The organism is bacterium (assembly GCA_035528375.1).
GTDB lineage: Bacteria > RBG-13-66-14 > RBG-13-66-14 > RBG-13-66-14 > RBG-13-66-14 > RBG-13-66-14.
The window spans coordinates 1-12,051 of the sequence record DATKYS010000003.1; the positions used below are offsets into that span (position 1 = coordinate 1).

The 12,051-nt window shown below is 63.6% G+C and carries 11 protein-coding genes; 4 read left to right on the plus strand and 7 right to left on the minus strand.

Translation table 11 applies throughout. From position 1 onward, the window contains the following. Positions 1-234: 234 nt before the first annotated feature. From VM054_00165 to VM054_00180, 4 genes are read right to left on the minus strand one after another with little or no spacing between them, the layout of a single operon-like run. Positions 235-1,077 carry an ABC transporter permease gene (locus VM054_00165; protein ID HUT97470.1) on the minus strand — a complete coding sequence of 281 codons (843 nt, stop codon included), beginning with the start codon at positions 1,075-1,077 and terminating at the stop codon, positions 235-237. A gap of 49 nt (positions 1,078-1,126) precedes the next feature. Further along, on the minus strand, positions 1,127-1,990 hold the full coding sequence (locus tag VM054_00170) for an ABC transporter ATP-binding protein (protein HUT97471.1): 864 nt from the start codon (positions 1,988-1,990) through the stop codon (positions 1,127-1,129). Positions 1,991-2,039: 49 nt separating this feature from the next. Next, positions 2,040-3,011, minus strand: a complete 972-nt coding sequence (locus tag VM054_00175) for a GNAT family N-acetyltransferase (GenBank protein ID HUT97472.1) — start codon at positions 3,009-3,011, stop codon at positions 2,040-2,042. Continuing rightward, on the minus strand, positions 3,008-4,018 hold the full coding sequence (locus VM054_00180) for a GNAT family N-acetyltransferase (protein ID HUT97473.1): 1,011 nt from the start codon (positions 4,016-4,018) through the stop codon (positions 3,008-3,010). Before VM054_00180 ends, VM054_00175 begins: the two co-directional genes overlap by 4 nt. A gap of 432 nt (positions 4,019-4,450) precedes the next feature. Here VM054_00180 and VM054_00185 point away from each other — a divergent pair, with 432 nt between their 5' ends. Genes VM054_00185 through VM054_00195 form a run of 3 tightly spaced genes read left to right on the plus strand, consistent with a single transcriptional unit; the run spans position 4,451 to position 6,918 of the window. Next, entirely contained in the window at positions 4,451-5,464 is a 1,014-nt protein-coding gene (locus tag VM054_00185) for a hypothetical protein (GenBank protein ID HUT97474.1), read from the plus strand. Further along, positions 5,448-5,912: a tRNA adenosine(34) deaminase TadA gene (tadA, locus tag VM054_00190; protein ID HUT97475.1), complete on the plus strand. Its 465-nt coding sequence runs from the start codon at positions 5,448-5,450 to the stop codon at positions 5,910-5,912. Before VM054_00185 ends, tadA begins: the two co-directional genes overlap by 17 nt. A gap of 13 nt (positions 5,913-5,925) precedes the next feature. Beyond that, positions 5,926-6,918 carry an aromatic ring-hydroxylating dioxygenase subunit alpha gene (locus VM054_00195; protein HUT97476.1) on the plus strand — a complete coding sequence of 331 codons (993 nt, stop codon included), beginning with the start codon at positions 5,926-5,928 and terminating at the stop codon, positions 6,916-6,918. Here the strand turns inward: VM054_00195 and VM054_00200 are convergent. After that, complete coding sequence (locus VM054_00200) at positions 6,915-7,664, minus strand: phage Gp37/Gp68 family protein (protein ID HUT97477.1); 750 nt, start codon at positions 7,662-7,664, stop codon at positions 6,915-6,917. The genes VM054_00195 and VM054_00200 overlap by 4 nt on opposite strands. 55 nt (positions 7,665-7,719) lie before the next feature. Here VM054_00200 and VM054_00205 point away from each other — a divergent pair, with 55 nt between their 5' ends. Beyond that, positions 7,720-8,454, plus strand: coding sequence for a DUF3800 domain-containing protein (locus VM054_00205; GenBank protein ID HUT97478.1), 735 nt, complete (start codon positions 7,720-7,722; stop codon positions 8,452-8,454). 104 nt (positions 8,455-8,558) lie between these two features. On the opposite strand, the gene VM054_00210 is transcribed toward VM054_00205, so the two are convergent. Both VM054_00210 and VM054_00215 read right to left on the minus strand, forming a co-directional pair. After that, a complete protein-coding gene (locus tag VM054_00210; GenBank protein HUT97479.1) occupies positions 8,559-11,402 on the minus strand; it encodes a BamA/TamA family outer membrane protein in 2,844 nt (947 codons plus the stop codon). Between the two features lie 73 nt (positions 11,403-11,475). Next, entirely contained in the window at positions 11,476-11,700 is a 225-nt protein-coding gene (locus VM054_00215; GenBank protein HUT97480.1) for a hypothetical protein, read from the minus strand. Positions 11,701-12,051 lie beyond the last annotated feature (351 nt).

Genomic DNA, 12,051 nt, shown 5'->3' on the forward strand with positions numbered 1-12,051 from the left:
CCTACATCATCGCAACGCAGGGGGGGGTGAAGTGGCCCCCTCTCCCTCTCAGGGAGAGGGTGGGGGTGAGGGTCGGGGCAAAGAACGTGAAATCGGCGGCCTGCGGTTTCCCTCTCCCCGTGGGAGAGGGATTAAGGGTGAGGGCTTCCTTATTGAAAATCGGGCCGACCTGAACGGCGCGCCGTCGGTCGGCCCCTACATCATCGCATCGGCATGGTCGGCCCGAAAAGGCCGTTACCCGCTACGCTTTAATTTTCCCGTCTTCTTCGCGTATCTCTCGGCCAGGCCGAAAATCCACAACCCAAGCGGGATAAGCACCACGCCCATCCCCAGCAGAATCAGAATCTCGGGCAGGACGTCCCCCACCGACGCCCCGTGCAGAAGCGCCGCGCGGCAGGCCCGCAGGGTGTACGTTGCGGGGCTCGCGTAGGAGAGCGTCTGGAGCCAGCTCGGCAGCACGTCCACCTCGTAGTACACCCCCGAGATCAGCAGAATCAGGGCCTGGATGATGTGGGTGGCCTGGGCCCCGCGCTCCGGCGATATCAGCGGCAGCACCGCGGCGATGATCCCGAGCCCCATGAAGGCGAAGCTCGAGGCCGCCAGCACCACCAGGAACGCGCCGATGTTCGCCTGTCCCAGCGACAGGTCGAAGAAGAGCGCCACGATGCCCAGCACGATGGCCGTGCGCAGTATGCCGTACAGGGCGGCGAAGGAGCATGTGCCGCCCAACCGCGTCAGCCGGCTGATCGGCGCCATGAAGGTGTACTCGATGGTGCCCTCCCACCGCTCCCAGGCCACGTCCTCACTCACCACCTCGAAGAGCACCGAGAGGTAGCCCCACAACAGCGCGCCGATGACCAGGTACAGCACGCGCTGCGGGTCCCCGGCCCCCACGGCGATGAGCCCGATGGTCAGCGTGTTCACGATGGTGTACGCCAGGAACACTATCTCCCAGCCCATGTAGCGCTTGACCAGGTGGAAGTTGCGCTCGACGAAGGCGTAGGAGGCCTTGGCCTCGCGGGCGAAGCTGGCGAGCGGCCGATTCTTGCCCTTCTGGATGGTTTCTTTCCGGGCCACGGGGACCTCCTCTCTTTGGTTATGGCGCAGGGGCGACGGGTCGCATTTTCTAGGCCCCGTCGCCTGAGTCCGCCGGTTCTTCCTCGGTCTGCTTTTTTTCCAGGGCCCGGGCCTCCTCGACCTCCGGCTCCCAGCCGTGACCCGTCACCCGGATGAAGACCTCCTCCAGGGAGGGCAGCTTGCCGTTGGCGCGGTAGCGCTGCTGGAGGCCGCGGGCGTTATCGCAGACCAGTATCTCGCCCCGGTCCATGATCGCTATCTCGTCGCAGATGCGCTCGACCTCCTCCATGTCGTGGGAGGTCAAAAGAATCGTGGCGTCGTGGTCGCGGCGCAGGCGCCGGATGAAGGCCTGCACCTGGAGCTTGGACTTGGGGTCCAGCCCCGTGGTCGGCTCGTCCAAAAGAAGGAGCACCGGCGAGGTCAGAATCGCCCGCGCGATGGCCACCTTCTGCTGCTGGCCCCGGGAGAGCTCCTGCATCGGCGAGTAGAACTTCCCCGCGGGGAAGTCCAGGACCTCGAGGATGCGCAGGGCCTCCTCCCGGGCCTTGGTCCGCTCACCGCCGTAGAGCCGCGCGGCGTATACCAGGTTCTCCCACGGCGAGAGCTTCTTGAAGAAGGCCGCGTCCACGGAGACGCGGTTGATCATCCGCCTTACCTGCGGCGCCTCGGCGACGACGTCGTAGCCGAAGATGCGCATCTCGCCCTCGTCGGGCAGCAAGAGGGTGGAGAGCAGCCGCACGAGGGTGCTCTTGCCGGAGCCGTTGGGGCCGATGATGCCGTAGATGCCGCCGCGGGCTATCTCGAGGCTGACCCCGACCAGGGCCCGGACCTCGGTCCGCCTGCCCTTCTCCCGCTTGCGGAAGGTCTTGGAAAGGCCCCGGCACCACAGGGCGCGTCCGTCACTTTCGTTCATGTCTCCTCCTCGGGGCTCCCGGTCCGCCGGGACCTTCGAGGCCGGTGGATTATTCTCGGGCGGGCTCATCGGACACCCCCCTTCTTTTCGTGAAGCCCAGCCAGGGCGGAATCGGCTCGAACCCCAGCCGGCGGTTGATTTTCAGGATGGCCTCGTTGTTCCGCTCGTTGCCGGTGTTGATTCTCGGCACACCGTTCTCTTTCGCCCGGTCCACGCAGGCGTACTTGAGGGCGGTGGCGACGCCGCGTCCGCGGTGGGTCGCCCGGGTGCCGGTGGACTCGATGATGGCATGGTCCTCGGGGCCCGCGGGGTAGATGAGCTCGGTGAGGCCGACGAGCGCGTCCCCGTCGAGGGCGAGTAAAATTTCTTCTATCCGGCGGACCGGCGAGGCCATCTTCTCCCGCCACTCCGCCAGGTCGGCCTTTTTGTGCTCGACGGTGCCGGGCATGTCGTGCTCGATCTCCTCGTAGAGCGCCCAGAGTTTTTCCTCTTTGTCGGGGTCGTCCAGATCGCCGTAGGTCGCCATCCGGTAGCCCCGTTCGCGGAACCGCGCCAGGGCCGCGTCGTGGTCGGCGGGCGGCGAGTAATGCACGAGGTCCAGCCGGGAGCAGACGTCGGTCATTTCGTGGACGAATCCGCGCCGCTGGAGCATCCCCCGCGCCGGGCCCCCGTCGTCCTGGCAACCGGCCAGAACCTGGCGCCAGTCCAGGTAAGCCAGGTGACCGAGCAGGAGGTCGAGGAGCGTCCGGCCGTGACCCCTGCCCCGGTGCCCCGGATGGACCGCCGCTTCCAGACCGAAGGTGCCGGGCTCGACGACGTGGCGCTCCTCGGACTTGAGATTGGCGTAGCCCGTCATCACCCCGTCATCCAGGGCGACGAACTCCAGCAGGTACGAGTCGTTGCGCAGCGTCCGGCGTTGGTAGCTCGCGCTCTCCAGGCTCACCGGCCAGTCGGGAAAGCAGGCGTTGGCTATCTCCAGGCGCCGGGGGAGGTCCGCTTCCTGGAATCGTCTGATCTTCATGGTCGTCCCTCGTGGGTAGGTTTTTTAAGCTGAAAAAAACCGCCGCCGGCCGTTGCCTCCGGGTTGGAGAGCGTCCAGCAGAGCCAGTCCGGCTGCGCTTGGAAGCCCATCCGACGGTTGATGGAGAGGATCGGCTCGTTCCCGAAGTGGTTGCCGGTCAGGAGCGCCGGCACGCCCTCGTCCCGCGCCCACTCCGCCGAGAGATACTTCAGCGCCGTGGCCAATCCCCGGCCGCGGTGCTCCCGCAGCACGCCCGTGGTGACGACGTACGCCGGTCCCGCGGATCCCGCCCGGAATCCCAACTCGGTCATCCCCACGAACTCGTCCCCCCGCCGGGCGACGAGCGCCGCATCCTTCCGCACGGCGGGGCTGTCGGTACGTTTCCGCTCCCAGGCATCGAAGGGCTGCCGGCGGTAGGTGTTGGGGCCGGGGTAGTCGCTTGCGACCGCCTCGTGCAGCGCCCACAGCCGCCGGAGCTTCGTCGGGTCCTCCAGCACGGCGAAGTTCTCCAGCGTGTAGCCCGCCGATAGCACCCGCGCCAGCACCTCGTCCCGGTCGTCGGGATTCCGGTAACCCTTCAGCTCCAGCCGCCAGGTGCAGTCCCGGCTTTCGAGCCGGAAGCCGAGATTTTCCAGCCACTCGAACGTGGTCCCGTCGTCCTCGTCGCAGCCGATATCGAGCTTGGCCCAGCGCAGCAGCGACAGACGGGCGGCGACGATTTCCCACAGCCGTTCGCGGACCACGCCGTCGCGGTGTGCCTTTTCGATAGCCATCTCCAGCAGGAACAGGCCCGGCTGGAGAAAGTGCTCGCGGCGGGAGGTAAGCTCCAGATGAGCGATGAGGCGGCCCGAGACCTCCGCGACGAAGGTCTCGCGGTAATCCAGCACACTTTGGCCCCGCCGCTTCCACCGGACGCATTCCTCGTCTATCGGCCAATACGGGTAGACCCGGTTGTGCAGGTCCACCGTCCCCGGAAGGTCGCCCGATTCGAACCGCCGTATCCGCATCGCCCGCTCCTCCGCTTAACTCCCCGTCTGGGGCCGCTCCGAGGTTGAAAAAAACCGCCGCCGGAATTCCCGGCGACGGTTGCCTTTATTCAGGGCCTGAATATTACGTAGGCCCACTTCGCCGCCGGGATACACTCCGGGTGTTGAAAAGAACTCCGCTGGGCGCGGTCCGCCGAACCATGGCCGCCCAGAAGGCGCACGGAGCGCCGCTGACGGCAATCGGCAGAGCGCCGCGGAGCTTGGTATCCCGGGAAATCATTGAATCTCTTTCGTTAAACGTTGCCGGCCACACTTTCGCCGGGTAATATAGTCCCGACCCACCGGGGCTGTCAATGGATTTTGGAGAATAAAGCGTGAATCGCCCGTGGGTCGGCTCTCAGGGCGAGCCCATTCGGGGTGAGGTGTCTTTCTCCCCCGTGCTATAATCGTCCGATGCCGCTTTTTCACTACAGCAGGAACTCCCGCTGCCAGGGCCATCTCGGCGGGGTCGAGAAATTCGCCTGGCACCTTCACCGCTGCCTCGGGGCACGGGTCTACGCCCCCGCCGCCGACCGGCCCCGGTTGTTCGAGCAGCTCGGCCGCAACCTGGTACGTTCCCGCCGACTCGACGGAGCGCTGGTGGTGGTGGACGGCGGATACCTGGGAGCGCTCTCCGCGGAGTCCTCCGCATACGCCCTGATCAGCCTGATGCACGGCACCTGGGCCTGGCGTTACCACGTCCTGGAGGGTCTTCCCTACGAGCGGTTGAGGAATCGCGCCGAGGTGAGGATTCAGGCCGCCGCCTGGAAAAATCCGAGGCTCGCCGTCGTTGCCTGCGCCGACCACGTGGCCTGGGAGCTGACCGACTTCATGGGGATAAAGCGGCCCGTCACCGTGATCCGCCACGGGGTGGACACCGAGCTCTTTCACCCGCCGATGCGCCGCGAGCCTGTGGGCAAAAAACCGGTGGTAATTCACGCCGCGGCGGATCGGGTCAAGCGGGAGAAGCTGATACCGCTCCTGGCCGAGTTGCTGCCGGAGTTCGATTTCCGGTTCCTGGGCGTCAAGAGCGGCCGCCCGGAGGATGAGGCCGAAGGCTGGCGCCGGGGGGACCTCTTCCTCCACATAGCCGCCAAGGAGGGCAACAGCTACGCCATGCTCGAAGCGATGGCGACCGATCTACCCGCCGTGGTCACCTCCGTGGGTGTTTTCGCGGCCGATGACGGGGGTTGCCGTCGTCACGCGCGGGTTATTGATCCCGGGCTTCCCCCGACCGACCTTCCCGCCGTGGCCGACGCGATTCGGGAGGCCTGGGAGCGCCGTCGCGAGTACCACCCCCGGGAGTGGATTCTCCGGCACGCCACCCTGGAAACCTTCACCCGGGACTGGCGCCGTTTCTTAAACCGGATTGCCGCTGAACGGGGGTTTCCGACCTACGACGCCGATTATTATGCCGACCGATCTTGAATGGATGGGGATGGCCCTGGAGGAGGCCCGCCTGGCGATGAAGGCCGGCGAGGCGCCCGTGGGCGCGGTGGTCGTCCACGCGGGCGAGATAGTCGGCCGGGGGCGCAACCGCGTCGAGGGGCTGGCCGATGCCACGGCCCACGCGGAGATGCTGGCCCTGCGCCAGGCCTCGATGAACCTGGGGCGCTGGCGGCTCTCGGGCTGCGCGCTTTACGTGACCCTGGAGCCGTGCGCCATGTGCCTGGGGGCGTGCTACGCCGCGCGGGTGGATCGGTTGGTGTACGGGGCACCCTCGCCGAAGTTCGGCGCCCTGGGCTCCGCCGTGGAGCTCGCCGGGGCGGAGAAATTGAACCACCGGCTGGAGGTCGTCCCCGGCGTCCTGACACGTGAATGCGCCGAGCTCATGGAGCGTTTCTTCTCCCGCATGAGGCGCCGAAAAAACGTTTGATGGAGGTGCCGGTGTGATACGGAACATGTGGTACGCCGTGCTGGAGTCCCGGGAGATCCACCCCGGACGGCTCCTCGCGGTGAGGAGGTTCGGCGAGGACCTGGTGTTCTGGCGTTCGACGGACGGCGTACTCTCATGCTTGAAGGACCGGTGCGCCCACCGCGGTGTGCGGTTGAGCGCCGGCAGGGTGACCGGCGACCATCTCCAGTGCTCCTTCCACGGCATCCGCTACGACTCCGGTGGCCGGGGTGTTCTGGTGCCCTCTAACGGACGGGTGGCCGACGTGCCGAAGAACATCCGCGTGACCGCCTATCCCGTCCGCGAGGCCCACGGGTTCGTCTTCTGCTGGTGGGGCGAGTGCGGAGACGAGGCGAAGCTGCCGCCGGTGCCCTGGTTCGACAACCTGCCCGAGGAGAACTACCGGTGGTCAACCACGCTGGATCCCTGGGAGACCCACTACTCTCGCGTCATAGAGAACCAACTCGACGTGGCCCACCTCCCTTTCGTGCACTACAACACCATAGGCCGCGGGTGCAAAACCCTGGTCAACGGACCGCTTTACGAGCTCACCGACGATGTGCTGCGCCTCTGGGTCCATAATGAGCGCGACGAGGGACGGTTCCCCAGGCCGCCGGAGGAGTTGCAAAAAGAAACCGCCGCGGTCATGATCTACTTCATCTTCCCGAACCTTTGGCAGAACTGCATCTCCGACAAGGTGCGGGTGATGATAGCCTTCGTGCCGGTGGACGACGAACGGACCCTGTTGTACTTGCGATTCTATCAGGGGTTCGCTAGGCTGCCGCTTCTGGGTGGTCTGGTCTGCCGGCTCGGAAACCGCTACAACCTCCGCATCGCCCACCAGGACCGCCGGGTGGTCGTCACCCAGCTTCCGAAGCGGACTGACGTGGCCATCGGGGAGAATCTGGTCCAGGCGGACAGGTCCATCGTGGCGTACCGACGCCGCCGGAGGGAGCTGATCGAATCGGAGGGGGATAGGGTGAGCTAGGGGACGAAGGCCAGTTGGGGTGAGCCTTTGGTGAGGATTTCGGGCATTTCGGAGTAGAGGCGGCCGTCGAGGAGGCGGCCTTTTTTCTTTTTTTGTACGCCGCCCCACTGCTTGAAAAAGAAGGGCACGTCCGCGTTCAGGCAGATGTCGCGCACTTCGAGCGCCCACTCCTTCTTCATTTCCCGCGCTCCGGGGCCGGATTCGCCGCCCACGATGACCCAGCCGATGCCGTTCAGGTCTAGGTCGGTCAGCGGCCCCAGGAGAGGCTCCAGCGAAAGAAAACGGAGTCTGGCATCCAACACCTGCCGGAGCAAGTTTATCCGCCCAATGCAGTCGGCGTTCTCCACCGTCGTGCCGAGCCAGACGTTCTCCGGCCAGGGAAGTTTAGAGGCAAGTTTCAACGCCCGCTCGGGGCGCTTGGTGAGCACCTGGTACACGTGGCGGTCGGTTTTTTTCATCACGTCGAACACCCGCTCGATGAACTCGACCGGGACCTTCTCGTGGAACAGGTCGCCCATGGAGCAGGTGAAGATGACGCGGGGTTTCTTCCATTTGACGGGGGTTTGGAGCTCCCGCTCGTGGGTAATCACGTCGAAGCCGTGGGCGTACTTTTTCATCCCCGCGGCCTTGAGGCGGAGGGCCATGCGGCGGGCGTAGCAGTGGTCGCACCCAGTGCTCACCGGCGTGCACCCGGTCACCGGATTCCAGCTTGCCCTCGTCCACTCGATTTGGGTTGATCTAGACATGTATCGTATTATACAGTAATCAAGTTAGCTACTAATGGAGTTTCAAGTGATCTTTGTGTATCTAGATGAATCTGAGGAAAAAATACCACACTTACAAAAGAGGTTTGTTGTCTCGGCCTTGTGTGTACCTGAATACACGTGGCTAGAGACATTTAGGCAGATAAAAGAATTTCGCCACAGGCTTAAAATCGATTATGGTATCTTTATACGAAAAGAGTTGCACGCTACAGATTTTCTTGTAGGAAGGGGTGTTATTAGTGATCGGATGGTGACAAAATATGAAAGGTCATTCATTTATCAGAATTCTTTACTTTTACTGAACAGTATGGACTGGTTATCAGTTATTAATGTCTCTCTAACACCAATTGAAGGTCGGGTTCTTGAATATGAAGCAATTGAAAGAATGTTTAACAGGATTCATCGAGCAGTCATTGAGCTTGATGATTATGCATTATTAATTTTTGATGAGGGTAAAGAAAAACAAATAACCAAGATAGCCAGAAAGATGCATGTATTCAATAAAATACCAAGCATGTATGGAAGCTGGCAGAACGGATCGCGTTCAAAAAATATAACAATTGATAGGATTTTAGAGGATCCTTTCTTTAAACCTTCTGCATCATCATATTTTATTCAATTAGTAGATTTTATTGCATATTCGTTGTTGAGACATGATAATCCCACAACACGGATAAAAGAGTACGGGTTACACAAGGCGTTTTATTTATTAAGTGATATACTTAATACTAAAGCTTCTAGATATGATGATTTTGGTGTGGTTAGAAAATGAGGCCACCCGGAGGTGGCCTAAGAGGGACAGGTAGTTCGTCCGCTAAGGACGGACCCGTCCTACATTTGTAGTATAGCCTCTAGCTTGATTTTCGTCAAGCTTTTTTAATACTCATACCCCAGGGTGAAGTGGAAGACGGCGTCCTGGAAGTCCGTGCCGTCCCACGGGAAGGCCCAGTCCAGCCGTATCGGTATCCCCAGAGACGCCCAGCGTATCCCGAACCCGATGCTCGCCTTCAAGTCCCGAAACCTGAGATCGGGGTCGGTGTCCCAGAGCTTCACGTCCGCCCCGGTGTCCCACGCCAGCCCCGCGTCCATGAACCCCACCCCCCGGATGTCGCCGATGATGAACCCCGGCAGGAAGCCGAAGTCTATGCGGTCAATCACGGGGATTCGGAGCTCGAGGTTACAAAGGGCGATGTCGTTGCCGGAGAACTCCGAGTAGCCGAAGCCGCGCAGATCGAAGGCCCCGCCCAGGTAGTACACCGGCTCGTAGGGGTCGCCGTCGAAGGTCCAGAGGCCGTAGAGCCTCAGGGCGAAGCCGGCGTCGGCGTCCTTGAAGAATTGCAGGTAACCGCGCAGGTCGGCGGAGAGCTCGTTGAACTCCCAGTCGGAGCCGAGGAAGAAGCTGGGCCGGTCGTAGGTGAGCTTGGCCCGGACGCCGGAGACGGGGTGCCAGTAGCTCCACTCGGTGTCGTCGTAGATCAGGGAGACGCCGGGACCGATGATGTTCTGGTAGACGTTGTACGTCGAGCCGTCGTAAAAGGTGAACTCGTGGGACCACTCGTAGCCGGTGACGGCGGCCTCGGCGCGCAGGGTCTCGGTGAGGGGGTAGGAGAAGCTCACCTGACCGCCGGAGACCCGCTCGCGCAGGTAGCCGTCGGGGATGAGGTAGTACTGGTTCCAGTTGAAGAAGCGGCCGCCGTAGATGGGCCGGTACTTCAGCCAGTAGTAGCCCACGTCCAGGTCCAGGTCCGTCAGGTCCGCGATGCTGCCCAGGCCGAACTCGACGAAGAGGCGGTGGTCTCCCAGGGTGTCGGAGCCCTCGAGGAGGCCCAGGGCGCGGAAGAGGCCGCCCGTCGTGTACTCGGCGGTGACGACCCCCGAGTCAATCTGCAGGTCGTACTCCCAGGGGTGGAGGTCGCCCAGCTTGGAGAGGTCGCCTATCTCGGACCCGGTGCGGATGGGCGGCATTCCCGTGTCCTCCGGGGCGAGCTCGGCCAGCGTCGGCTCGTAGGGCCGCCCCAGCGCGTCCGCCAGCGGCATCACGTACACCTGGTAGGTCATGTCCTTGTACGAGTTGAACGAGAGCTTCTGCCCGTCGGCCGAGACGTCGGGGTTGAAGACGTCCCGCAGGGAGTCGGTGAGCTGGGTGACGGCCCCGGTCGCGGTGTCGTGGAGGAAGATGTTGGAGGGCCCGACGCGGTCCGAGGAGAAGACCATCCCGCTCCCGTCGGGCAGGTAGCACGGGTAGCGGTCCTCCGCGACGCCGGTGGTCAGGACGGTGACCTCCCCCGAGGCGAGGTTCAGCTCGGCCAGGTGGGTGCCCTGTTCCTCTTCGAGGCAGAAGGCGAGGGTCTTTCCGTCGGGCGAGGCGGAGGGGTAGAGCTCGACGTGGGGGGTGTCGGTGAGCCTTTCGAGGTGCCCGTCGTCGAGGCGCAGGTTGTAGAGGTCCGCCTGGCCGCGGTTCTGCGCCGAGAGGTAGAGCGACGCGGAGTCCGGGGCGAAGGTGATTCCGGTGATGTCGTCGAGCTCCAGGTCGGAGAATTTCCTGTAGGTGTGCCCGGTGACGGCGTCCACGAGGAAGACGTTGAGCCAGCCCTCCTCTTTGGCCACGACGGCCACGGTGTCGCCGGAGGGCGAGAAGTCCAGGGTGGCGCCGCCGGCGGTCAGGTAGTCGTAGTCGCCGGCGTCGGTCAGGCGCCCGAAGACCTCGCCTTCTTCAGTGTCCACGAGGTACACGTGGGCGCCCCAGTCCAGGTTACTAATCACGGCCAGGAGCTCACCCGACGGGGAGAACCGCGGGCCGACGTAGCTGGTGTAGTTCTCGTCAATGTCGGTGACGCGGCGGGCGATGTCCTCGGGCCGGCGGCCCTCCACCAGCTCCACCCAGTACCGCCGCTTCAGGTCCAGGGTCCACTCCTCGTGGAACTCGCGCAGGTCAATCCCCGCGACCTTCTCCAGGGCCTTGGACACGTCGCGGTCCGGCTCGGCGGCGATGGCGTTCATGAGCTCGGGCAGCTTCGCCGCGCCGTAGTGCTCGACGAAGAAGTCCAACGCGCTCTGGCCCTCCTTGTACGTCAGGTAGAGCGCCCAGCCCGGGATGTAGTCGCCGTAGCGCAGTTGTTCGAGGGGGACCAGGTGCTCGCCGAGGACGGCGTCGCGCAGGACCATGCGCCCGTCGGTGTCCCAGTCGCGCGCCTCGTGCTCGGCGATGCCCTCCATGAACCAGAAATCGGGGGAGCCCACCTGGGTGTTCAACAGCTCGCCGGTCATGTCGCGGTAGAAGCTGTAGAAGCTGAAGACGTGGGTCAGCTCGTGGACGGTGGTGTCCCACATGCGGGGCTGGGAGCCCTGGAAGGGGATGACGACGCGGTTGCGGCCGGCTTCGGAGAAGCCGCCCACCCCCTCGGGGAGGAACCCCAGGTAGATGTTGGTCTGGCGGAAGTCGCGCCCCGAGGCGTACAGGATGAAGGGGATGCGGTGGACCGGCTCGGACCCCAGGTCTCCCGAGAGCTTCTTCCAGGCGGCCTCGGCCATCTCCGCCACCCCGCCCACCATCTCGGCCGAGTCGGGGTAGAAGTAGATGTCGAAGTGCTCCGTGGACAGAATCCGCCACTCGAGCTCCCGGTCGCGGACCTTGTTCCGGCCGAAGTAGCCGTACTGGGCCGACGCGCTCACGGTGAGAACGAGGACTACTAACATGGCGCAGACCAAGGGACGTCGCACGGTCCTCCTTCTCTTTTCCCTTATGCCAATTACACCGACGGCATCCGGTCGGGCCTCGCACACCGTATCAGCGCTACCACTTTGAGTCATACATCTTACGCACGTATCTGTTGATGAAGCCGTTCAAACCCCGCCCGGCCTCGGCCAGGGCGTGCATCTCTGCGATGTTGTCGGGCCCGGCGCTGGCGTCGGTGTAGAGATATGAATGCCCGTCCCGGAAGTAGACGATGATGGTCCCCGCGCCGAGTTCGTACCCGACTACGTTGGAGTTCCCACCAAGATTTGCGTACGTCTGCATGACCTCTTCCTCTGTTCAATTAATTCGGTATCACCCTCGTTCGATTTAGCTCACCATCCGCTCTTTTCTTCCTTGCGTCCCGCCTTCGCCCGGATTGAGCGTCGCGGCCAGGACAGCCAGACGCAGGAACGGAGGCTTGTTCTTCAAGACCGTCCTCCGCTTGAGGTCGGTTGGGGGGGGCGTATCGGGACGTCCCGACGGCTCACGGCACGACGTAGCGGGTTTCGGCGCGCATGTGCGGCTCCAGGCCCAGACGCAGGTCCTCGACCACCGGCTGCACCAGCGAGTTGAAGACGCCCATGAGCTCGGAGCGCGTGGGCGTGCGGTTCGTGTTGTTCATCTCCACCCGCT